Raw genomic sequence first — 23552 nt, forward strand, 5'->3', positions numbered from 1 at the left:
CCCTCTCCGTCGGCACGAGGCGGCTCGGTACGCAGACTCCGTACGGCGCACGTGCGGTCGGGCCGACAGGCGGGGGCCGCGCGGACAGCTCGCCCTGACACCACACATGCGTCACGGCTCTCCGGACGAAGGCGCCATTCCCACGCCGTGCACGCTCGCGCGGCTCCGGCGGGTCCGCGGCTCCACGGAGCGCCGGGTCCGCCGGAGCCGCAGCCGCTACCGTGAGGGCGTGACCGCACTGCCCGACTGGATGCGCCCGCCCCGCGCGGAGGGCTGGTTCGCGGAGGACCTGGACCACCTCCCTGAGGCCCCGCGTCACACCGAGCTGATCGACGGAGCCCTCGTATTCATGAGGTCGCCCCAGCGGTCCTGGCACGGCCGTCTCGTCACCGCCCTGACCACGACGCTCATGGCCCAGGCACCGGCCGGGATCGAGGTCGAGCGGGAGATGACGATTCGCCTCGATGCCCGGAACCGCCCCGAGCCCGACCTCCTGCTGACGGACCTGGCCTACGACCGTTCCGCACGACGCACTTCCTGACCTGCGACCTGACGGCTGGACGCGTAGCCAACGTGTACCCAACAACGTTCAGGAGCAGGCAGAAGCACCCGGTCGGGGCCGATACAGGCGGGGAGCACGAGTCCCTGGCCGATACGGCTCCCGGGCTCCGCAGGGGACCGGGTCTGCGGGAAGAACCGCTCCCCCGTCGCCGGCTTCTTCCCCGGATCCGGCCCGCCCGGGGACACCGGCAGAGTGCGGCCGGTCGCAGGGCCGCCCTCTCCTGACGGATGCGGGAGGAAGCCCCGGGCTGCGCCGTCTCTTCGGCGCGACGATGACGATCACCGCCGATGACGGCCCCGCCCGTCCGCAGAATGCCTGGTCAGAGGGTTCTCCACCGCCCTGCCAGCCCCTCAGGGGGCGGCTCCGGCCGCGCTCGTTGCTCTCCCGCGCCTTCCCCGCGCCGGGCTGTCTGATCCGGAAATGCCAGCGGCATGTGTGAAGCCTGTGACGGAAGGGCAGTGCTTTTTGATGTTGGCAGGTACATGTGCGAGGCGGTGGACTCCACGGGGGACGGGGAGACCGGAGACCAGCCCGGCGCATGAGGCTCGGACAGTGGGCGATCGGCGCCCGCGCCCCTCACGGTCCCGGAAGGATGTGCATGAAGCATTTCCGGCTGCTCGTTCTCGGTAACGGTGTTTCCGCGTACGGCAGTTACCTGAACATGGTCGCACTGAACGTCTTCGTCTACGACGTCACCGGGAGTGCCCTGGCCGCAGGGCTCTTCATGGCGGTGCGGCTGGGGACGAGCGTGGCGGCGGGGTTCGTCAGCGGGCGCCTCGTCTCGGTGTACGACCGTAAACGTCTGATCGTCGGCGCCGACCTCTGCCAGGCACTGGCGCTGCTGACGCTGCTCCTGGCCCCCGAGGCCGGGCGGGTCTCCCTGCTGTACTGCCTGGCCGTGATCACCGGGAGCTGCTCGACGCTCTCGCAGGTCGCGCTGCGCAGCAGCATCCCGGAGATCGTGGGGGCCGAGCACCGGACCCGCGCCAACGGCCTGCTGGTCACCGGCCGTTCCCTCGCCATGATCGCGGGATTCGCCTCGGCGGGGGTGGTGGTCGCACAGCTCGGGTACACGGTGGCGTTCGCGCTGGACGCGGTCACGTTCCTGGTCTCCGCGTCGGTGCTGCTGGCCCTGCCCATCCGGACGAGGGCCGCCCGGTCCGAGGCGTCCGGGGACGGCGCGGACGGCACGCCGCAGACCGCGCCCCCTTCCCTCCGGCTGCTGTGGGCCGGTGCGCCGGTGCTGCTGGCGATGATCGCCGTACGGGCCGTCGACGGTCTGGGGTCCTCGTCGCACAACGTCGCGCTGCCGGTCTACTCCAGCCTGCTGGACCCGGACCATCCGGCCACCTTCATCAGCCAGTTCTGGGCCACCTGGGCGGTCGGCACGATCATCGCCCAGCAGGTGCTGTCCCGGTACACCCGGCGGACCGGACGCACCTTCGGCGAGCGGGCCTTCGCGGTCGGCGCCTGCGTCATGTCGGGGGCGTTCATCATCGTGTTCAGCGGGCTGCCCACCGCGACGGTGCTCGCCACGGCGCTCATCGCCGGAATCGCGGACGGATTCACCGAGGTCGTCTACGTGTCACGGCTCCAGGCGGTCCCCGACGAGCAGCGTGGCCGCCTCTTCGGGCTCTCCGCCTCGGCCGAGAACGCCGGGTTCGGGCTGGGCATGCTGGTCAGCGGGTCACTGCTGGAGTCGTTCTCCCCGTTCCAGGTGGTCGCCTCCCTGCACGGCCTCGCCATCGTGCTGTGCCTCGCCCTGCTGGCGCTGCTCGTGCTGCGCCGTGCCCCGGCCGGGGCGGACCGGATACGGGAGCCCGAAGGCGGCGCCCTGCGCGAGGGGCGCGGCTGATGGACGGCGGCGGGCCGGACCCGCGCATCGCCGTGGTGGGGATGTCCTTCCGGCTCCCCGGGGCCGACACACCGGAGGACCTGTGGCGCGTCATCCGTAACGGCGAGGACCGCTTCACCCGCTTCACGAAGGACGAGCTGAAGGCCGCGGGTGTCCCCGAGGAGCTGTACGGGCGCGACGACTTCGTCGGGGCCTCGGCGATCCTGGACGACATCGCCGGGTTCGACGCCCGGCACTTCGGGATGAGCGCCCGCGAGGCGGGTCTAACCGACCCCCAGCACCGGCTGTTCCTGGAGTGCGCGCAGCACGCCCTGGAGAACGCCGGATACCCCGACGAGCGGGACGGGAAGCGGATCGGGGTCTACGCCAGTACCGGCTACCACCTGTACAGCCTTCAGTCCTACCTGCTGAACAACGTGCTGCCGAACGAGGACATCGCCGACTGGCTGGCCGGCATGCAGGTCGTGGTGGGCAACGCCCCCGACTTCACCGCCACCCGGGTCTCCTACCGGCTGGGGCTCACCGGCCCCGCCGTCAACGTACAGACGGCCTGCTCCAGTTCGCTGGTGGGGGTACAGCTGGCCGCCCAGTCCCTGGTGCTGGACGAATGCGATGTCGCGCTGGCCGGCGCCACCGCCATCCATGTGCCGCAGGTGCTCGGCTACCACTACGTCAAGGGCTCGATCCTCTCCAGGTCGGGCCGGCTCCGGGCGTTCGACACGGCCGCGAACGGGACCGTCGGGGGCACCGGGGTCGTCGCCGTCGTACTGAAGCGGCTGAGCCGCGCGCTCGCGGACGGCGACACCGTGCACGGCGTCATCCGCGGCTGGGGCATCGGCAACGACGGTGCGGACAAACGGGCGTTCGCGGCGCCCAGCGCGCGGGGCCAGCGGGAAGCCGTCCGCCGGGCGCTGGACCACGCGGGCGTCGACGCGGACACCATCGGGTATCTGGAGACCCACGGCACCGGAACCTTCAAGGGCGACCCCATCGAGCTGGAGGGGGCGGGCGCGGCGTACCGGCAGCAGACCGACCGGACCGGCTACTGCGCCCTCGGAGCCGTCAAGGCCAACATCGGGCACCTCGACGTGGCGTCCGGGCTGGCCGGTCTCGTCAAGGCCCTGCTGGTCCTCAAGCACGGGGTGATTCCGCCGATCGCCGGGTTCGACGAGGCCAATCCGCTGCTCGGGCTGGAGGACAGCCCGTTCTACGTGCCGACCGCCCCGCGGCCGTGGCCGGAGAGCGCCACCCCCCGGCGGGCGGGGCTCACCTCGCTCGGGGTCGGCGGCACCAACGTCCACCTGATCCTGGAGGAAGCCCCCGAACCCGGGCCGCGTGCGGGCACCGCTGCCCCGCCGGACGTGCTTCTGGTCTCCGCGACGAGCCGGGAGGCCCTCACCGACAACGCCCGCTCCCTGCGCGACCTGCTCCGCCGACGGACCGCCCTGCCCCTGGCGGACCTCGTCACGACCGCCGCCCTCGGGCGCTCGCACGGGCGCCACCGGATCGCGGTCCGCGGGAGCACCCCGTCCGCGCTGGCCGACGCCCTCGACGCCTGGCTCCTCGGCCCCGAACCGCTCACGGCCACCGCGGGCCCCGAGCCGCGGGGGGACGTCCTGACCCGGGTGGTGTTCCAGTTCACCGGCCAGGGTGCGCTGCGTCCGGGAGCGGCGGCGGCCCTGTACGAACGGTTCCCGGTCGTACGGGAGGTCATCGACGCCTGCGAGGCATGGCACCGGCGTCTCACCGGGGAACCGCTGACGGCCTGGCTCCTCGGCGAGGAGGCGGGCACACCGGAGAGGGACGCACCGGGAGCGGGCACGTCGCAGGCGGCCGTTCCGGGGGCCGTCTGGTCGACCGCGACCGTGCAGCCCGCCCTGTTCGCCCTCCAGTGCGCCCTGGTCCGGCTCTGGGAGGAGGCGGGCATCGAGCCGTGGGCCGTCACCGGTCACAGCGTCGGCGAGTACGCGGCGCTGTTCGCGGCCGGGTCGCTGTCGCTGGAGGACGGCCTGGAACTCATGGCGCACCGGGGCCGGCTGATGAGCGAGCACTGCGTACCGGGCGCCATGGTGGCGGTGGCGCTGGACCGGGACTCCGCCGCGGAGCTCACCGCCGCGCACACCGGCCTGGAGCTCGCCGTGACCAACGGGGAACGCTCCCACGTGCTGGCGGGCCCCGTGGCGGACGTGGACCGGGTGTGCGCGGCCCTCGACGCCCGGTCCGTCCCGTACGAACGCCTCCCGGTGGACCGGGCCTTCCACACCGCGACCATGGAGCCGATGCTCGACGCGTTCGCGACGGTCCTGTCGAAGACCCCCTTCGCCCCGGTGCGGACCCGCTTCATCAGCTCCCTCGACGGCCGGGTCCGTGAGCCCGGCTGGACACCGGACCCGGAGTACCTGCTGCGCCATGTCCGCGAGCCGGTCCGCTACGACGCGTCGCTGCGCGCCGTCGCCGGTGAACAGCCCGGCGTACTCCTGGAGATCGGACCGCACACCACACTCAGCGGCCTGGCCCGCCGCTCCCTTCCCGAGGTGCGGGCGACTCCCTCCCTGCACCGGAGCACCGGGCTCACGGCGCTCTTCGGCGCCGCGGCGGCCCTGCACTGCGCGGGGGCCGACGTCCGCTGGGAAACGTTCCTGACCGGCACCGGAGGGCGGCGCGTCCCGCTGCCCGGCTACCGCTTCCAGCACCGGCACCACTGGGTCGGGACACCTCCCAGACCCCGCACAGCCATTTCCCCGGCGAGAGAGGAACGCACCATGACGTCAGAAGCGACGGAGACCAGGCGCCTGCTGGACAGCATCCTCGACGTCCTCTCCAGGACCTTCGGAGAGGACCTCAGCTCGGTTCCGGCCGACACCCCGTTCTTCGATCTCGGCGCGGACTCGCTCCTGATGATCAACGTGCTCAGGGAGATCGAGCAGGAGCACCAGGTGAGGGTCACGATGCGGGAGCTGTTCGACGAGACGGGCACACCCGAGCTTCTCGCCGAACTCGTCGCCGCACGGCTGCCCCGGCAGTCCGGCGCCGCCGCACCCGTGGCCGCCGCACCGGTGGCCGCCGCCGCACCGGCCGCGGCCACCCCCGTGGCCGCGCCCATATCCGCGCCCATAGCCGCGCCCATAGCCGCCCCCGTAGCCACCGCGCCCGCACCCGTGTCCGCGCCCCTGTCCGCCGTACTCGCCCCGCCCGCGCCGCCCGCGCCGCCCGCCGTCGCGGAGGGCGGCGCTGACGGTTCCGTCTCCCGGCAGGAGCTGCGGGAGCTGACCCAGCGGGTCCAGCAGCTGTCGCAGATCCAGCTCCAGATGCTCACCCAGATCTCCCAGCTCTCCCAGTTGCTCGCCCTCCAGGGCACCGGCCCGGCCGCGGTCCTGCCGAGCGACGAGGTGGTCCGGTGAACGAGCAGGAGAACCTCACGGCCACCCTGGACCGGGACCTGGCCGCCATGGCCGAACTCACCCGGAGCATCGCCGAGCGGATCGACGCCGGACACGCCGCGGCCACCGGCACGCCCCAGGCCGGGCCCGATGCCCAGCCCGAGGCCACCAGCACCGCCCAGCCCCAGGCACACGGGCCGCGTGTGGTGGTCGCCCCCGATGCCGGGATGGTCCGTGCCACCTCGCCGCGCACCCAGCAGGACCACCTCGACGACCTCGTACGCCGCTACACCGCACGGACGGCGGCCTCCAAGAAGCTCGCCCAGCGCCACCGCCACAGACTCGCCGACAGCAGGGCGGTCGTCGGCTTCCGCAAGTCGACCAAGGAGATGCTCTACCCCGTAGCCGCCCGGCGCGCGGAGGGCGCGCGGATCGAGGACATCGACGGCAACAGCTACACCGACATCACCATGGGCTTCGGGGTGCTCCTCTTCGGCCACGAGCCGGACTTCGTCCGCGAAGCCGTGCGCGAGCACCTCGCCCAGGGCATCCGGCTCGGCCCGCGCAGCGTCGAGACGGGCGGGGCCGCCGAGCTGCTGTGCGATCTGACCGGCATGGAACGGGTGGCCTTCGCCAACTCCGGTACGGAGGCCAACGCGGCGGCGATCCGGCTCGCCCGTGCCGCCACCGGCCGCGACCGGATCGTCACCTTCCAGGGCGCCTACCACGGTCACGCCGACCAGGTGCTGGGCCGGGTGGCCGGGCACGGCTCCCAGGAGGGGACCGTGCCCGTCTCCCGGGGCATCCCGCAGAGTGCCGTCAGCGAGCTGACCGTCCTCGACTACGGCAGCGAGGAGTCCCTCCACGCGATCGAGCGGGACGCGGAGCGGATCGCGGTGGTCATCGTCGAACCGGTGCAGAGCAGGCATCCCTCGCTCCAGCCCGCCGCGTTCGTCCGCAAGCTGCGCGAACTGACCACCCGCCACGGCATCGTGCTGATGTTCGACGAGATGCTGACCGGTTTCCGCCCCGCGCTCCGCGGCGCGCAGGAGCTCTACGGCGTCACCCCGGACCTCGCCACCTACGGCAAGCTCCTCGGCGGCGGGTTCCCCATCGGTGCGATCGCCGGACGCTCCGACATCCTGGACGGGGTCGACGGCGGCTACTGGAGCTACGGGGACGACAGCGGCCCGACCGCCGACACCACCTTCTTCGGCGGCACCTACCTCCAGCACCCCGTGTCGATGACCGCGGCGCACGCCGTACTCACCCATCTGAAGGAGCACAGCCCGCACCTTCAGGAACGGCTCAACGCCCGGACGAGCGAACTGGCCACCGGGCTCAACGACTTCTTCGAGGCCGAGGAATTCCCGCTGCGGATGGGCTGGTTCGGCTCCCAGTTCCGCTTCGAGCACCGCGCCGACATGGAACTTCTCTACTACCACCTGATGCTGCGGGGCGTGCATGTGTGGGAGTGGCGCAACTTCTTCCTCTCCACGGCGCACACCGACGGCGACATCGAGCATGTGGCCGACGCCGTGCGGGGATCGCTGAGGGACCTGCGGAAGGCCGGGTTCTTCCGCACGGGCAAAACCCTGTCGCCGCGGCCCGCCCCGGCCCGGACCCCGGTGGCCGAAGAGCCCCCCGCCCCGGTGGCCGCCCCGGTGGCCACGCCGGCAGCCGCTCCGGTGGCCGCCCCGGCTACCGCCGCGTCCACGGCACCACGCCGTGCGGACTTCAGCCTCTACTTCTTCGGCGACTACCCGGACGAAGGCTCCGGCCCCGGCTCCGGCCCCGACCCGAGGGAGGGCCGCTACGAACTGCTCATGGAAGCGGCCCGGTTCGCCGACGACCACGGGTTCGAGGCGCTGTGGATGCCCGAACGGCACTTCAACTCGTTCGGCGGTCTCTTCCCGAACCCCGCCGTCCTGGCCGCGGCGCTCTCCCGGGAGACCCGGCGCGTCCGCCTCAACGCGGGCTCGGTCGTACTCCCGCTGCACGACCCGATCCGGGTGGCGGAGGAGTGGTCCATGGCGGACAACCTCTCCGGCGGACGCGTCGGGCTCGGCGTCGCGAGCGGCTGGAACGCCAACGACTTCGTCTTCTTCCCCGAGCGCTTCGGACCGCACAAGCAGGAGATGTACGACCGGCTGGAAGAGGTGCGGAGCCTCTGGCGAGGTGAGGCGCTGCGCCGCACCACCGGGGACGGCGAACGGGAGATCCGGCTCTTCCCGCGCCCCGTCCAGGCGATGCCGCCGCTCTACACGGCGGTGGTCGGCAATCCCGAGTCCTACGAACAGGCCGCCGCGCACGACCTGGGCATCGTGACCAACCTGATGACCCAGGACATCGGCCAGCTCCGGGACAACATCGCCCGCTACCGCCGCGCCCGCGCGCGGCACGGCCTCGACCCGGACGCCGGGCGGGTCGCCGTCCTGCTGCACACCTACCTCGGTGAGGACCACGACACCGCGCGGGCCGAGGCCTTCGCTCCGATGGCCCGCTACATGCAGGCCTCGCTCTCGCTGTTCAGCGGCATCACCAACAGCCTCGGGGTCACCACCGACCTGAGGTCGCTGAGCGAGGACGACCTGGACGTGGTCTTCCGCCGTGCCTACGGCCGCTACTGCGACCAGCGCGCCCTGATCGGCGAGGTGGACACCGTCCTGCCGGTGGTCGAGGCGGTGACCGACGCGGGCGCGGACGAGATCGTCGCGCTGGTCGACTTCGGCGTCTCCGCGGACCAGTTGCGCGCCGGTCTGCCCCGGCTGGACGCCCTGCGCCGTCGGCACCGGGAGCGGCGGGCCCCCGATCCGGGCGCGCCGCTGTCCCCGGGCCAGGAGCGGATCTGGTTCCTGGAGCGGCTGCTGCCGGGGCGTACCGCCTACAACGAGGTGAAGGCCATCCGCCTGCGCGGCGCGCTCGACACCGACGCGCTGCGCACCGCGCTGCGCCGCCTCGTCGACCGCCACGAAGGGCTGCGCACCGTCTTCCGGCAGGCGGGCGATTCGGCGCTCCAGCTGGTCCGGGAGGACGCCGGGGCCGACTTCGAGGTGGTGGACGGCACGCCGCGGCCCGAGGCCGTGGTGCGGGAGGTGCTGGCGGCGGAGAGCGCCCGCCGCTTCGACCTGGAGAACGGGCCGCTGTTCGTCAGCCGGCTGGTACGGACCGCGGCCGACGAACACGTCCTGGTCATGTCGTTCCACCACATCGTGGTCGACGCCGCCTCGGCGACCGTCCTGTGCCGGGACCTCTCCGCCTTCTACCGGGCGGAGCGCGGCGGCACGAAGGCCGGTCCGCCGCCGCTGACCTGGAGTTACGCCCAGCACGCCCGGGAACAGCGCGCGGCGGCCGACGGCCCCGGCACCGCACAGGACCTGGCCCACTGGACGCGTGTGCTCGGCGGTGACCTGCCGGTCCTCGACCTGCCCACCGACCGCCCCCGCCCGGCGGAGATGACCTCCCGGGGCCGCGCCGTCTTCCGCTCCCTCGACCCGGGCCTGTCCGAACAGGTCAGGCAGCTCGGCCGCGGCCGTCGCGCCACCCTGTTCATGACCCTGGTGGCCGGGTGGGCGGCGATGCTGCGCCAGGTCACGGGGCAGGAGGACATCGTCATCGGCATCCCGGTCTCTGACCGGCCGCAGCGGGCCGAGGAGCTGATCGGCTTCTTCGTCAACACCCTCGCCCTGCGCGTCGACCTGACCGGTGATCCCGGGTTCGCGACCCTGCTGGACCGGGTGCGCGCCGTCGCGCTGGATGCCTACGACCACGCGGAGACACCGTTCGAGACGGTGGTCCGTGCCCTCGCGCCGCCGCGCCGGACGGACCGCACACCGGTGTTCCAGGTGTGCGCCGAGTTCCAGTCGGCGGAACCGTTCCGCCTCGACCTCCCCGGCATCGAGGCGGAGGCGCTGGACGCGGGCCCCGACAAGGCGCTGACCGATCTGACGGTCTACTTCACCGACCGGCCGGAGGGCGTCCGCTGCCACCTGGAGTACAACGCGGACCTGTTCGATCCCGGCACCGTCGACCGGTTCTTCACGGTCTTCCGCGACCTCCTGGCCGCCGCCGTCGACGGGCCCGGAACACCGCTGTCCCGGCTCGCGCGCACGGCGGCCGAGGGCGACGCGGTGCCGGAGGGCTGGGAGCGCGGTCCGGTCCGCCCGGTCGCGGACACCACCGTGCACGGCTGGATCGCCCGGCAGGCGGCGGCGCACCCCGCGCGGACCGCGGTGGTGGGCGAGGACGCCGTACTGACCTACGAGGAGCTGGACGAGCGGGCCGGGCGGCTCGCCGCCGTGCTCGCGGAACGCCGGACGGGCGGGGAGCAGGACCCCTTGGTGGCGGTGTGGCTGCCGCGCTCGGCGGAACTCGTCGTGGCGCTGCTCGCCGTGGCACGGGCCGGTTGCGCGTACGTGCCGCTCGATCCGTCGCTCGGGGCCGTCCGCGCCGCGCAGGTGATCGCCGAGAGCGGCGCCCGTACGGTGATCAGCGGCCCGGACGGGGCGAAGGAGCTGGGGCTGCCCGGAGCGGTGGCCGTCGTCGCGCCGGACGCCGCCCCGGCGGAGGCGTCCGGGCACACCGGGGACCGGTCCTCTGCCGCCCCGTCGTCGCCGTTCGCCGTCATCTACACCTCGGGCAGCACCGGCACGCCCAAGGGCGTCGTGGTCACGCACCGCGGCCTCGTGGACCTCTGCCAGTGGCACCACGAGCGCTTCGCGTTCGCCGCGGGCGACCGCAGTGCCGTCGTGTGCAGCCAGAGCTTCGACGCGTCCCTGCTGGAGATCTGGCCCGCGCTGACGGCGGGCGGCACGGTCGTCGTGGCCGGTGAGCCGGTCCGCCGCGATCCGCTCGCCCTGGCCCGCTGGTACGCGGACCAGAAGATCTCCTTCAGCCTTGTGCCGACGGCCCTGGGCGAGCAGGTGCTGCGCCTGCCCGCGGCCGATCAGCCCCCGCTGCGCCACCTGCTGCTGGGCGGCGAGGCGCTCCGCGTACGCCCCCGGCCCGAGGCGTCCTACGAGACGGTGAACGTCTACGGCCCGACCGAGACGACCGTGCTGTGCGTCGTCGGCACGGTCACGCCCGAAGCGGACGGGTCCGCGCCGGGCGACGGAGCGGACGTGATCGCGATCGGGCGTCCGGTCGACAACGTCACGCTGCGTGTGGTGGACGCGTCGGACAAGCCGGTGCCCATCGGTGCGGTGGGGGAACTCCTCGTCGGCGGACCGGGGGTGGCCGCGGGCTATCTGCACCGGCCGGACCTCACCGCGGAGAGGTTCGTGACCGCTCCGCAGGCCGCTCCGCAGGACCGCGACTACCGCACGGGTGACCTGGTGCGCTGGACGGCGGACGGGCGGCTCGTGTTCGTGGGCCGCGTCGACGACCAGGTGAAGATCCGCGGGTTCCGGGTCGAGCCGGAGGAGGTGGCGCAGGTGCTGGGCCGTCTCGACGGCGTCCGCCGGGCGGCCGTCACCGCACCGCGCGACGCGAACGGCGAGGCGTTCCTGGCCGCCTACGTGGTGCCCGCGGGGCCGGGTTCCGGCGACCGCACGGACCGGTGGGCCGAGGAGTTGCACCGCCACCTGCCCGAGTACATGGTGCCGCGGGCCTGGCGGGTCCTCACCGAGCTGCCGCTGAACGCCAACGGCAAGGTGGACCGGGCCCAGCTCCCGCCGGTCGCCCCCTTCGCCCCGCCCGCCGGGGAGCGGGCCCCCCAGAGCGGCGGACCGGCTCCGGAGGCCGGGCCGCGCACCGTGAGCGAGAACGGGCTGCGTGACCTCTGGGCGGCCGAGTTCGGCCTCAGCGCCCCGGACATCGATCCGGACGTCTCCCTGTTCGACCTGGGCGGGCATTCGCTCACCGCGATGCGGCTGGTCAACCGGATCCGGGAGGCGTGGGACATCGAGTACCCGCTGTCCCGCCTCTACCAGGAGCCCACGCTGCGCGCCATGACGGAGTTCCTGCACGGCGCCGGATCGCGCAAGGTCGTCCGCTCGGGCCCGGCCAGCTACCAGCAGGCCCGCTTCGCCACCGTGCACGCCCGGCACACCAGGCCGCAGGTCTACAACGTCGGCCTGCGGATCGCCTTCGAAGGGCCACTGGACCCGGGAGCGCTCCGCACCGCGTTCCAGGAGCTGGCCGACCGCCATGAGGTGCTGCGGACCCGGCTGGTGCGGGAGGGGCAGAACTCCTGGCGGCAGGAGGTGCTCGAACCCCGCCCCCACGCCATGCCGGTCGACGACCTCACCGCGCTTGTGGAGCCGCAGCGGCGGGCCGAGGCGCGACGGATCACCGAGCAGACGGCGGAGACCGCGCTGGACCCCTACGAGGGGGACGTGTTCTCCACCCGCCTGCTGCGCACCGGTGCCGAGGAGTGGACGCTGCTGCTGGTGCTGCACCACTGCACCTGCGACGGGTGGGCGGTGACCACGCTGCTGCGGGAACTCGCCGCGCTCTACCAGGCGGCCGTCTCCGGGACCGGACACGGTCTGTCGTCCACCGCGCCCCAGCATGTGGAGTACGCGCACTGGCAGCTCGCCCACTCGGCGGCGACCGATGAGCGCCGCACGGACTACTGGCTGGACGAACTGGCCGACGCCCCCTTCAGGGCGGATCTGCCGCTGGACCGGCCACGTCCCGACGCGCTCAGCGGGCGGGGCGAGATCATCGAGTTCACCGTGCCCGCCGAGGTCCGGGCCGCCGTGGAGCAGCTGGCCCTCAAGCGGGCGACGACCCCCTTCGTGGTGACCGTGGCGGCGCTCGGCCGGCTGCTGGCGGCGAAGGCGGCGCAGGACGACGTGGTGATGGGCGTCTCGTACGCGGGCCGGGAGAGCAGGGAGTTCGAGTCCCTGATCGGCTGCACCGCCCTGGCGATCGGCCTGCGGGTCCGTGACGCGCGCACCGGTTCCTTCGCGGCGCTGACCGACCGGGTCACCCGTACGACGGTCCTGGGCATGGAGCACGCCATGACACCGCGCCGGGTGGCTCCGGCGATGCGCGAGCGCAGGGGCGTCGAACTGCCGGAGAGCCTGGGGATCAACCTGGCCTACGAGAGTTCGCTGGACACCGGGATCGAGCTGCCGGGGCTCACCACGACGGTCACGGAGATCGCCCCGGCCGCGTCCCGGTCGGAGTTCGTCATGGCGCTGACCCCGGCCGGTGACGTGCTGGAGGGCGCCGTCGAGTACTCGGCCGACCTGTGGGACCGGACGACGATCGAGACCTGGGCGCGGGAGTACGTGGAGCTGCTGCGGGACGAGACCGCCAAGGAGCTGACCCACGGCTCGGACTGACCGTCACCGGGGCCCGGACGGCGGTCGGACACCCCGTCCGGGCCCCCCTCAGAACGCGGCCCCGGTGCCGAGCGGGTACACCCCGAGGGCGGCCCGCTCACCCTGCATCCGGGTCAGCTTGCGCACGAAGAGAATGGCGAGCACGGCCGCCACGATGTCCAGCGCGTCGGTCGCCAGCACCAGGTCGGTCGCGTCCACGAGCTCCTCGGGCAGCTCGGCCGACCGGTACCGCCGCTGCGCGAACTGGGAGAGGACCAGCGAGCAGACCCAGACACCCCACCACAGGTTCATCACGGTGGCCGGGACGTGGCGCCAGCTTCCGTCGGTGTTCGTCTGGGCGCTGGCGGTCCAGATGCCGCCCGCGATCCGGCGCGGCAGCACCAGGTTGGCGATCGGGATGAACCAGGAGCCGATGGCCCAGCCGGGCCGCATCGGCTGCACGCTCCGGTCGAAGATCTCGGCGTTGTGCCGCACCCGGTGGAACCAGACGAGGAAGACGGCCATGGTGGCCAGGGTCGCGAAGGTCTGGAGCCCCCCGGCCGCCATGTACAGGCTGTCCGCGAGGTCCGCCGCTTCGTCGTCGAGCGTCGCGAAGTCGTCGGCCATCCCGGCCGTGAGCAGGTGGCGGGTGTTCAGCCCCGCCGCCACGGCGAGCACATCCGTCGCGGCGACCACCGACAGCAGCACGACGACGGCCTTCGCGAGCCCCTCGGGCGACCTCAGGTACTGCTGCGGCGCGTAGAAGGCCGGGGCACCGGCACCGGCGCAGAGCGCGCAGCGGCCGTCACCGGTGACCGGCGGTCTGAGACGGCAGGTGGAGCAGAGCATGACGTGGAGCCCCCCGGGGTTCTGTCCGCGCGCGTCTGCCCGCGGACGCGGAAGCGCGCGTTCCTCCCCGGAACGCGCGACCTCCGGATCCTAAGGGCTGTCCCGTCATCCCTGGTGGATCAGCGTGCGGCGTCAGACGCGGTGCGTCGCACGGCGGAGGGACGCCCGAATACCGGATGTACCCAGGCGTTCCGGCAACGCGGCGAGGTGCCGTGGCTGTCGTCGCACGCCCGCCAGGGATGACGGGGCAGCCCTCAGGTCCTTCCTTCCCCGCTGTCCACCGGGATGGGTTCAGCCGGTCGCGTCGAGCCGGTCGGCCAGGGCGCGGAAGCGGTCCCAGCTCAGCGCCGGTTTTCCGGGAACCCACAGTTTCTGGGCGACCGCGCGCAGCGGCATCCGGATGCCGCGCGCCACCTGCTGCGGCGTCTGCGCCTGCGGGAGGTCGCCCCAGACCGCGAACCGGCCGCCGAGGATCAGGGCGGAGTAGGACGCCGGGACCGGCTGGGTGCCGCGCAGGACCAGCGGGGTCCACTGCTCGTAGATCCGCTCACCGGTCGGGTAGACGAAGTTGTTGGGCTGGCCGAGCACGTAGTACAGGTACTCGTCGTTGAGGTTCACCACGCGCCGTCCCTCGCGCAGGTACTCCTCGGGCGGCCGGGCGCCGTACTCCTTGCCGGTCCAGTACTCGACCTCGATGTCCTTGTCGGCGCGGACGGTCCCGTCGCGGAAGAAGCCGTCGTTCCACGCCCTGGGCCGTTTTCCGTGCGGGCGTACCACCGCCGCGCGGTCGTTCAGCCAGCCGGTCGTCAGGTCCTTGATCCCGGCCGCCGCCCCGTACTTCTGCTGGGCGGCGCGCTGGAGCTGCGGGTAGGAGGCGGCCGGGTCGCGGGCCATCAGCGCCAGGTACTCATCGGCGCCCAGGTGCCAGTGGGAGCCGTGGAACAGCTCGGTGAACTCACCGAGGAGTTCGTCGACGAGCGTGGCCGAACCGGGCTGGGAGATGTCCAGCGACCCGGGCGAGCGCGTCCCCGAGGCGTTGCGCAGCTGGAGGCCGGGGTGGGCGCGGAGCACCGCGCCGAGGTGCCCCGGTGAGTCGAGCTCCGGGACGACCTCGATGTGCAGCCGGGTGGCGAGGCCGACGATGCGTCGTACCTCCGCCTGGGTGAGGTGCTGCGGCGACACCACTTCGGGGTGGGTGCGCGACTCGATGCGGAAGGCCTGGTCGTCGGAGAAGTGCAGGCCGAGCTGGTTGAGCTTGAGGTCGGCCATCTCGCGCAGCCGGTCCTCGATCCAGGCGGCCGTGTAGTGCTTGCGGGCGATGTCGAGGTTGAGGCCGCGCTGCGGCCGGTCGGGGCGGTCGCGCACCTCGCCCTCCGGCATCGTGCCGTCGGCGCGCACCGACTGCTTCAGGGTGCGCGTCCCGTAGAAGACCCCGGCCTCGTCGGGTCCGCTGATCCGGACCCGGCCGTCGCGGACGTCCAGGGTGTACGACTCGGCGGCACCGCCGGGGGCGAGGGCCAGCTGCACGTCTCCCGCGCGGGCGGGGACCTCGCCCCGGTAGGGGATCTCCAGCTCCCCGGCGAGCAGCCGTCCCTCGTCCGCGAGCGCCCCGCTGCCGCCCTCGACGACGACCCCGCCGTCCGGGCCGGGCCGCCAGCCGGGGCCACGGGCGGCGAGGTGTTCGCGCACGGCGGGGATGGTGCGGGGCGCGGTGGAGAGCGGGTAGCTCCGGGTGGGCGAGGGGGCGGGTGAGGAGCCGGGCGCGGAGGTGCGGGCGTCCGTCGTCTGGCCGGCGGGCCCGGTTCCGGAGCCCTCCGGCCAGACGACGACCGCGAGGGTCACGGCGGCGGCCGCGGTGAGGGCCGCACCGGCCACGAGGGTGCCACGTGAGGGCGACATCGGTCAGAGACCTCCGTTGTCTGTGGGGAGCGCGAGCGACACGGAAGACCGCAGGACGTGAGGGGCCGTCCATCCGAAACGCCGGGCGGAAGCGGACGAACAGCTTTGCCGTCTCCCTGGTCTACGGTTCACCGGACGTTCCGAAACTCTCCCGTCCGGGTGAAGTTCGCGCATTTGTCGGACGTGCGTTGCCCCTGATCGCTAGCTTGAGGAACCATTCGTATCCCCCCTTCATCCTCTTCGCCCCCCTTCGCCCCGCATCTGCCTGGTTCCCTCCTCGCTCCCCGCCCCAGGGTCACAGATGCCGTTGATCCGAGGAGCCCACGCTGTCCAGGTCCAGCGAGTCCCGCGCCGGCCTCCCGGAGCACTTGCGGCAACCGGCCACCCGGACGGCCGTACCCGCCCAGAGTTCCGGCCCCGCCCCCGCCCCGGGACTCGACGATTTCAACACCGTGCCGTCCGCCGAGGCCGAGGCCGCGCTGCTGGACTGCTGCGGCAGCCACCGATGGGCGCAACGCCTGACCGCCCACCGCCCCTACCCCGATCTGGACTCCCTGCTCGCCGCGGCCGACGAGGCGGGGTACGACCTCGCCCCCGCCGACCTCTCCGAGGCGCTCGCCGCCGAGGTCTCCCCCGGTCTGCACGACACCGCGCCGCACTCGGCCCATCTGGCGCTGCGGGCCGCGCACGCCGCGTACGAGTCGCGCTTCGGCCATGTCTTCGTGATGTGCCTGGACGGGCTGGAGCCCGCCGAACAGCCGGACCAGGTGCTCGCCGGCATCCGGGCCCGGCTGGCACACGAACCCGATCAGGAGCGGGTCGTCAGCGCGGACGAGATGCGACGGCTCGCCCGGGGCCGCATCATCGACCTGGTATCGGGTTCATAACGGAAAGGACTCGGCGGGTACGCCGAACAGTCCGTTCTAGCCCGTCCGTGCCTGTTTGATTGCCACTTTGATCACACCGCGGGCCCCCGCGCGAACGAACCGACAAAGCGTCGCTACGATGGCCGGGGCCGGTGGACCGTACCCGGCCGGGTCAGACCGACAGTCAAGCCGGCCGACCCCAATCCCCGCTCCCGGAGGGTTCTTCCGTGCCGGCTGGAACGCTGTACCGCGGCCGGGAAGGCATGTGGTCCTGGGTGGCTCATCGAGTCACCGGTGTCCTCATTTTCTTCTTCCTGTTCGTACACGTCCTGGACACCGCTCTCGTCCGTGTCTCTCCCGAGGCCTACGACGACGTCGTGGCCACGTACAAGACGCCGATCGTCGCGCTGCTGGAATACGGCCTGGTGGCCGCCATTCTCTTCCACGCGCTCAACGGTCTGCGCATCGTCGCCGTGGACTTCTGGGCCAAGGGCCCGCGCTACCAGAAGCAGATGCTCTGGTCCGTCGTGGGCATCTGGATCGTGCTGATGGTCGGGGCGCTGTACCCGGTCCTCGGCCACGCCGTACGCGAAGTCTTCGGGAGCTGAGGCCCATGTCCACCGAGTCCTCCGCCGCGATCGGCTCCGTCGAGGGTGTCGACCTGTACGACGTCGACAACCCCGCCCCGGTCATCGAGCCGCCGCGCAAGCGCACCGGCAAGACCCCCAAGGGTTCGCGCACCAACTTCGAGATGTACGCCTGGCTCTTCATGCGCCTGTCGGGCATCGTCCTGGTCGTCCTGGTCCTGGGCCACCTGCTGATCCAGCTCGTGCTGGACGGCGGCGTGTCCAAGATCGGCTTCGCCTTCGTGGCGGGCCGCTGGGCCTCCCCGTTCTGGCAGCTGTGGGACCTCGGGATGCTGTGGCTGGCCATGCTGCACGGCGCCAACGGTCTTCGTACGGTCATCAACGACTACGCCGAGCGGGACAACACCCGGTTCTGGCTGAAGATGCTCCTGTACACCGCCACGGTGTTCACCGTCCTGCTGGGCACGCTGGTGATCTTCACCTTCGACCCGAACATCCGCTAGGCGCCGGGCCAGAGGGACCAGAGGAAATCATGCAGATCCACAAGTACGACACCGTCATCGTCGGCGCCGGCGGCGCCGGTATGCGCGCGGCCATCGAGTCCACGAAGCGCAGCCGCACCGCCGTGCTCACGAAGCTGTACCCCACCCGCTCCCACACGGGCGCCGCGCAGGGCGGCATGGCCGCCGCGCTGGCCAACGTGGAGGAGGACAACTGGGAGTGGCACACCTTCGACACCATCAAGGGCGGCGACTACCTGGTCGACCAGGACGCCGCCGAGATCCTGGCGAAGGAGGCCATCGACTCCGTCCTCGACCTGGAGAAGATGGGCCTGCCGTTCAACCGCACCCCCGAGGGCCGGATCGACCAGCGCCGCTTCGGCGGTCACAGCCGTAACCACGGCGAGGCCCCGGTCCGCCGGTCCTGCTACGCCTCGGACCGCACCGGCCACATGATCCTCCAGACGCTGTACCAGAACTGCGTCAAGGAGGGCGTGGAGTTCTTCAACGAGTTCTACGTCCTGGACCTGCTGCTCCAGGACGTGGACGGCGTCAAGAAGTCCTCCGGTGTCGTCGCCTACGAGCTGGCGACCGGCGAGATCCACGTCTTCCAGGCGAAGTCGATCATCTTCGCCTCCGGTGGCACCGGCAAGTTCTTCAAGGTGACGTCCAACGCGCACACCCTGACCGGTGACGGCCAGGCCGCCGCCTGGCGCCGGGGCCTGCCGCTGGAGGACATGGAGTTCTTCCAGTTCCACCCCACGGGCATCTGGCGCATGGGCATCCTGCTGACGGAGGGCGCCCGCGGTGAGGGCGGCATCCTCCGCAACAAGGACGGCGAGCGCTTCATGGAGAAGTACGCGCCGGTCATGAAGGACCTCGCGTCCCGTGACGTCGTCTCCCGCTCCATCTACACGGAGATCCGTGAGGGCCGCGGCTGCGGTCCCGAGGGCGACCACGTCTACCTCGACCTCACGCACCTGCCGCCGGAGCAGCTGGACGCCAAGCTCCCCGACATCACCGAGTTCGCGCGGACGTACCTCGGCATCGAGCCCTACACGGACCCGATCCCGATCCAGCCGACCGCGCACTACGCCATGGGCGGCATCCCGACCAACGTCGAGGGCGAGGTGCTGGCCGACAACACCACCGTCGTGCCGGGCCTGTACGCCGCCGGCGAGGTCGCCTGTGTCTCCGTGCACGGCGCCAACCGCCTGGGCACCAACTCGCTGCTCGACATCAACGTCTTCGGGCGCCGCGCGGGCATCGCCGCCGCCGAGTACTCCGCGAAGCACGACTTCGTCGAGCTGCCCGAGGACCCGGCGCGGATGGTCGAGGAGCAGGTCGAGCGGCTGCGCGAGTCGAAGGGCACCGAGCGCGTCGCCGCGCTCCGCCTGGAGCTCCAGGAGTGCATGGACGCCAACGTGATGGTGTTCCGCACCGAGCAGACCATCAAGACGGCCGTCGACAAGATCGCCGAGCTGCGCAAGCGCTACCTCGACGTGTCGATCCAGGACAAGGGCAAGCGGTTCAACACGGACCTGCTGGAGGCCATCGAGCTGGGCAACCTGCTCGACCTCGCCGAGGTCATGGCGACCTCCGCCCTGGCCCGCAAGGAGTCCCGCGGCGGTCACTACCGCGAGGACTACCCGAACCGCGACGACGTCAACTTCATGCGCCACACCATGGCGTACCGCGAGGTCGCGGCCGACGGCAGCGAGTCGATCCGGCTCGACTACAAGCCCGTCGTCCAGACCCGCTACCAGCCGATGGAGCGTAAGTACTGATGGCAACCCCGACTCTGGACAAGGTCGAGGCGCAGTCCGCCGCCTCGCCGTACATCACGGCGACCTTCCGTATCCGCCGGTTCAACCCCGAGGTCTCCGACGAGGCCCAGTGGGAGGACTTCCAGGTCTCGATCGACCCGAAGGAGCGTGTGCTCGACGCCCTTCACAAGATCAAGTGGGAGATGGACGGCACGCTGACGTTCCGTCGCTCCTGCGCGCACGGCATCTGCGGCTCCGACGCGATGCGGATCAACGGCAAGAACAGGCTCGCCTGCAAGACGCTGATCAAGGACATCAACCCGGAGAAGCCGATCACGGTCGAGGCCATCAAGGGCCTCACGGTCCTCAAGGACCTCGTGGTCGACATGGACCCGTTCTTCCAGGCGTACCGCGACGTCATGCCCTTCCTCATCACCAAGGGGAACGAGCCGACCCGCGAGCGCCTCCAGTCCGCCGAGGACCGCGAGCGCTTCGACGACACCACCAAGTGCATCCTGTGCGCCGCGTGCACCTCGTCGTGCCCGGTGTTCTGGAACGACGGGCAGTACTTCGGCCCGGCGGCGATCGTCAACGCGCACCGCTTCATCTTCGACTCGCGCGACGAGGGCGGCGAGCAGCGCCTGGAGATCCTCAACGACCGTGACGGTGTGTGGCGTTGCCGCACCACCTTCAACTGCACGGACGCCTGCCCGCGTGGCATCGAGGTCACCAAGGCGATCCAGGAGGTCAAGCGGGCGCTGATCACGCGCCGCTTCTGACCGCCGACCGGCGACAGCGACGTCAGGAGGCCCCGCCCCCACGGCCAGCACCGTGGGGGCGGGGCCTCTTGTCGTGGTACCGGGGACGGGCGGTACGGTCATCCGGAACCACCACCGGAACCGGAGACCCGGCACCGGTTCGCCGTCACCGGTGCAGCAGGCCCGGGGCGCCCAGGCCCGATCGAGAGCGGGGAACGTTGAGCGATCCGAATCCGTACGCGGACGAATCGTACAAGTGGGGACCGGAGCCCCAGCAGCCGGGACAGAGCGTCCCGCACCAGCCGGGCGTGCCGCAGGGCGCGCTCCCCGGAGCCGGTGTGCCGGGCGCGCTCCCCGGAGCCGGCATGCCGGGCGCGTTCCCGGGAGCCGGTGTGCCGGGCGCGGCGGGCATGCCGACGCTGGTCCTGGGCGATATCGCCGTGATGAACGACCAGATCGTCACGCCGAGCGGGTCGATGCCGCTCAAGGGCTCGGTGTGGACGGCCACGGACCTGACGCGCACCGAGGAGAAGATCCCGACGGTGGCGATCGTGCTCGCGATCGTCTTCGCGCTGTTCTGCCTGGTCGGCCTGTTGTTCCTGCTGATGAAGGAGAAGCAGACGACCGGCTTCGTTCAGGTGACCGTGGTCAGCGACGGCCGCCACCACTCCACGATGATCCCGGCGCTCGGCCCCGAGACCTTCCCGATGGTGATGGCCCAGGTCAACACCGCCCGCACGATGAGCATCTGACGGCCGTCCACCACGGGCCGGATACCCTCGGGGGACCGTGGTGAAGGAAGTGACGTACGTGAAGGAAACCAGGACCCCCAGGAGCGAGCAGACCCGCACCCTCATCCTCGAAACGGCGCTGCGGCTCTTCCAGGAGCGCGGCTACGACCGGACGACGATGCGGGCCATCGCCCAGGAGGCGGGCGTCTCCGTGGGGAACGCCTACTACTACTTCACGAACAAGGAACACCTGGTCCAGGGCTTCTACGACCGGCTCGCCGCCGAGCACGCGGCGGCCGTCCGGCCGGTCCTGGAGGGTGACGGCGACCTCGCGGCGCGCATCCGCGGGGTCCTGCTCACCTGGCTGGACGTGGCGGAGCCGTACCACCGCTTCGCCGCCCAGTTCTTCAAGAACGCCGCCGATCCGGAGAGCCCGCTCAGCCCGTTCTCGGCGGAGTCGGTGGCGGCCCGCGAGGCGGTGATCTCCATCCACCGGCAGTGCCTGGCCGGTTCGGACACCAAGGCCGATCCCGAACTGGCGGAGCTGCTGCCGCAGTTGATGTGGCTGACCCAGATGGGTCTGGTGCTGTACTGGGTGTACGACCGCACGGAGCACACCGAACGCAGCCGCCGTCTGGTGGAGCGGAGCGCCCCGATCGTCGCCCGTGCCGTCACGCTCACCCGGTTCCGGCTGCTGCGGCCGCTGGTGCGGCAGGTCCACGGCGTGCTGGTGGAGTTCCTGCCCGGCGCCGCGTCAGGGCCCGCACGGGGCACGTAGGGGCGCGTGCGGGGCGGCTGCGGGCGGAGCGCGGGAGTGTTCCGGGCCGCGTAGGGGTTTCGGCGGCGTACGCGAAAGGGCGGCCCCCGGCTGGTGCCGGAGACCGCCCGTCGAGGCCGCGTCAGATGCGCTTGAGTTCCCAGAGGCGCCAGATGCCGGTGCCGTCCGAGAGGTACTGCGAGCCGGAGACGTCCGTCGTGCTGATCACGTAGTCCTTCTGCTGCCAGAGCGGTACCAGCGGCACGTCCTCGCCGACCAGCGCCTGGAGCTCCTTGAAGTCGGCCGAGGTGCGCCCGCGGTCGCTGTACTGGAGCGTGTCGCTGATCAGGCTGTCCACCTTCTTGCTGGAGTAGCCGTTGTGGAGGCTGTTGTTGCTGCCGACCAGCGGCTGGCTGAAGGTGTCGGGGTCCGGGTAGTCGGGGAGCCAGCCGACCGTGTACGCGTCGTACTTGCCCGCGGCGTACTCCTTCTGGAACTTCGTCCACTCCACGGCGTGGACGTTCAGCTTGAACAGCCCGCCCGCCTCCAGCTGGCGGCGGAGCTCCTGGGTCTCCTCGTCGTACGTCACGTCGCCGCCGCTGTAGCCGAAGTCGAGGCGCACCGGCATCTGCACCCCGGCGTCCAGGAGCAGCTGCTTGGCACGCTCCCGGTCGGGCGCGGGGTAGGCGTCGAAGAAGGGGGTGCTGTGCCCGATGTAGCCCTGCGGGATCAGCGAGTAGAGCGGCGCGACCGTGCCCTTGTAGATCTTGCCCACCAGCGCGCCCCGGTCGACGATCGCGGCGATGGCCTGCCGGACCTTCTTGTTGGCCAGCGGGGAGCCGTCCCGGACGTTGAAGACCATGCTGCGGATCTCGGCGCTGTCCACCTCGGTGACGCGCATCTCGGGGTCACCGGGGTTCAGCTCGGCGAGGACGGTGGGCGGAAGTTCGCGGTGCGTGACCTCGACCTGCTTGGACTTCCAGGCGCTCTGGAGGGCCTCTGACGTCTCGTAGTAGTGCACGGTGACCGGGACGCCGGTCTTGCTCAGCGCGCCCTTGTAGCGGGGGTTGGGAACCAGTTCGGCGATCTTGCCCGGCCGGTACGACTGCAGCAGGAAGGGCCCCGAGCCGTCGATCGTGGTCCCCTCGCGGAGCTTGCCCGCCGGGTACGTCTCGCGGTCGACGATCGAACCGGCGCCGGTGGCGAGCTTCTGCGGGAACGTCGCGTCGCGCGCGGTGAGGTTGAAGGTGATGGTGCGGCCCTCGGTCACCACGTTCTTGAGGCTCGGGAAGAGCACCCAGGGACCGACGTCCGTCTTTATCTTGATCATGCGCTCGATGGAGAACTTGACGTCCTCGGCGGTGATCTTCCGCCCGTTGGAGAACGTCAGGTCGTCGCGGAGCTTGCACTGGTAGGTCTGGAGCTTCTGGCCGATGAACCCGCAGCTCTCGGCGGCGTCGGGCTCCGGCACGACCGCACCGGTCTTGAAGGTCAGCAGCGACTGGTAGATGTTGCTGTACAGCGCCCAGGAACCCGCGTCGTACGCCCCCGCGGGGTCGAGCGAGGTGACGTCGTCCGTCGTACCGACCGCGACGGGATCACTGTTCACCTCGTCCGAGGGGAGCAGCTGCCAGGCGACCACGCCTGCGATGACCAAAACCGCGATTACCGCGAGAATCCGTAGCCGGATCGACCGCATTGCCGTGCTCTCCCTTACCAGCCCCACCTCGGTGTCGCGCTCAGACACGCACATCACCGCATGCTCACGTGT

13 protein-coding genes and 1 pseudogene are annotated in these 23552 nt (G+C 71.7%); 11 read left to right on the forward strand and 3 right to left on the reverse strand.

All coding sequences use genetic code 11. The annotated features are described in order from the left end of the window. Positions 1–229: 229 nt before the first annotated feature. The 4 genes and pseudogenes from ACFVWY_RS03465 to ACFVWY_RS03480 all read left to right on the forward strand — a co-directional run. A pseudogene (locus tag ACFVWY_RS03465) lies at positions 230–517 on the forward strand (Uma2 family endonuclease); the annotation flags it as partial. 643 nt (positions 518–1160) lie between these two features. Continuing rightward, positions 1161–2417 carry an MFS transporter gene (locus ACFVWY_RS03470; RefSeq protein ID WP_389866864.1) on the forward strand — a complete coding sequence of 419 codons (1257 nt, stop codon included), beginning with the start codon at positions 1161–1163 and terminating at the stop codon, positions 2415–2417. Continuing rightward, entirely contained in the window at positions 2417–5818 is a 3402-nt protein-coding gene (locus ACFVWY_RS03475; protein ID WP_389866866.1) for a type I polyketide synthase, read from the forward strand. Before ACFVWY_RS03470 ends, ACFVWY_RS03475 begins: the two co-directional genes overlap by 1 nt. Further along, on the forward strand, positions 5815–13089 hold the full coding sequence (locus ACFVWY_RS03480) for a MupA/Atu3671 family FMN-dependent luciferase-like monooxygenase (protein WP_389866868.1): 7275 nt from the start codon (positions 5815–5817) through the stop codon (positions 13087–13089). Before ACFVWY_RS03475 ends, ACFVWY_RS03480 begins: the two co-directional genes overlap by 4 nt. 48 nt (positions 13090–13137) lie before the next feature. Here the strand turns inward: ACFVWY_RS03480 and ACFVWY_RS03485 are convergent, their stop codons facing one another. Together ACFVWY_RS03485 and ACFVWY_RS03490 are read right to left on the reverse strand one after the other, a co-directional pair. After that, a complete protein-coding gene (locus ACFVWY_RS03485; protein WP_389866869.1) occupies positions 13138–13917 on the reverse strand; it encodes a DUF4328 domain-containing protein in 780 nt (259 codons plus the stop codon). 291 nt (positions 13918–14208) lie between these two features. Then, the gene (locus tag ACFVWY_RS03490) at positions 14209–15816 is read right to left on the reverse strand and encodes a glycoside hydrolase family 20 protein (RefSeq protein WP_389866870.1); all 1608 of its coding nucleotides are present in this window, start codon (positions 15814–15816) and stop codon (positions 14209–14211) included. A 368-nt stretch (positions 15817–16184) separates the two neighbouring features. On the opposite strand from ACFVWY_RS03490, the gene ACFVWY_RS03495 reads away from it, so the two are divergent. The 7 genes from ACFVWY_RS03495 (at position 16185) to ACFVWY_RS03525 (ending at position 21802) form a co-directional block, all read left to right on the forward strand. Then, on the forward strand, positions 16185–16703 hold the full coding sequence (locus ACFVWY_RS03495; protein WP_389866872.1) for a 2-oxo-4-hydroxy-4-carboxy-5-ureidoimidazoline decarboxylase: 519 nt from the start codon (positions 16185–16187) through the stop codon (positions 16701–16703). A 206-nt stretch (positions 16704–16909) separates the two neighbouring features. Continuing rightward, on the forward strand, positions 16910–17290 hold the full coding sequence (sdhC, locus tag ACFVWY_RS03500) for a succinate dehydrogenase, cytochrome b556 subunit (protein WP_073781590.1): 381 nt from the start codon (positions 16910–16912) through the stop codon (positions 17288–17290). 5 nt (positions 17291–17295) lie between these two features. Next, positions 17296–17772, forward strand: a complete 477-nt coding sequence (locus ACFVWY_RS03505; RefSeq protein WP_389866874.1) for a succinate dehydrogenase hydrophobic membrane anchor subunit — start codon at positions 17296–17298, stop codon at positions 17770–17772. A gap of 29 nt (positions 17773–17801) precedes the next feature. Then, a complete protein-coding gene (sdhA, locus tag ACFVWY_RS03510; protein WP_389866876.1) occupies positions 17802–19556 on the forward strand; it encodes a succinate dehydrogenase flavoprotein subunit in 1755 nt (584 codons plus the stop codon). Beyond that, a complete protein-coding gene (locus ACFVWY_RS03515) occupies positions 19556–20314 on the forward strand; it encodes a succinate dehydrogenase iron-sulfur subunit (protein WP_389866878.1) in 759 nt (252 codons plus the stop codon). The genes sdhA and ACFVWY_RS03515 overlap by 1 nt, the downstream gene beginning before the upstream one ends. Positions 20315–20511: 197 nt before the next feature. Further along, positions 20512–21045, forward strand: coding sequence for a hypothetical protein (locus tag ACFVWY_RS03520; protein WP_389866879.1), 534 nt, complete (start codon positions 20512–20514; stop codon positions 21043–21045). 37 nt (positions 21046–21082) lie between these two features. Further along, complete coding sequence (locus ACFVWY_RS03525; protein ID WP_389866881.1) at positions 21083–21802, forward strand: TetR family transcriptional regulator; 720 nt, start codon at positions 21083–21085, stop codon at positions 21800–21802. A 121-nt stretch (positions 21803–21923) separates the two neighbouring features. Here ACFVWY_RS03525 and ACFVWY_RS03530 read toward each other — a convergent pair whose 3' ends face one another. Then, positions 21924–23480: an ABC transporter substrate-binding protein gene (locus tag ACFVWY_RS03530; protein ID WP_389867103.1), complete on the reverse strand. Its 1557-nt coding sequence runs from the start codon at positions 23478–23480 to the stop codon at positions 21924–21926. Between the last annotated feature and the right edge of the window lie 72 nt (positions 23481–23552).

This window comes from Streptomyces sp. NPDC058195 (genome assembly GCF_042883525.1).
Classification (GTDB): domain Bacteria; phylum Actinomycetota; class Actinomycetes; order Streptomycetales; family Streptomycetaceae; genus Streptomyces.

Bases quoted from the DNA above. Each gene is read 5' to 3' on its own strand.
- ACFVWY_RS03485 (WP_389866869.1), bottom strand. From the start codon at position 13,917: ATGCTCTGCTCCACCTGCCGTCTCAGACCGCCGGTCACCGGTGACGGC.
- ACFVWY_RS03475 (WP_389866866.1), top strand. From the start codon at position 2,417: ATGGACGGCGGCGGGCCGGACCCGCGCATCGCCGTGGTGGGGATGTCC.
- ACFVWY_RS03505 (WP_389866874.1), top strand. From the start codon at position 17,296: ATGTCCACCGAGTCCTCCGCCGCGATCGGCTCCGTCGAGGGTGTCGAC.
- sdhA (WP_389866876.1), top strand. From the start codon at position 17,802: ATGCAGATCCACAAGTACGACACCGTCATCGTCGGCGCCGGCGGCGCC.
- ACFVWY_RS03515 (WP_389866878.1), top strand. From the start codon at position 19,556: ATGGCAACCCCGACTCTGGACAAGGTCGAGGCGCAGTCCGCCGCCTCG.
- ACFVWY_RS03490 (WP_389866870.1), bottom strand. From the start codon at position 15,816: ATGTCGCCCTCACGTGGCACCCTCGTGGCCGGTGCGGCCCTCACCGCG.
- ACFVWY_RS03470 (WP_389866864.1), top strand. From the start codon at position 1,161: ATGAAGCATTTCCGGCTGCTCGTTCTCGGTAACGGTGTTTCCGCGTAC.
- ACFVWY_RS03530 (WP_389867103.1), bottom strand. From the start codon at position 23,480: ATGCGGTCGATCCGGCTACGGATTCTCGCGGTAATCGCGGTTTTGGTC.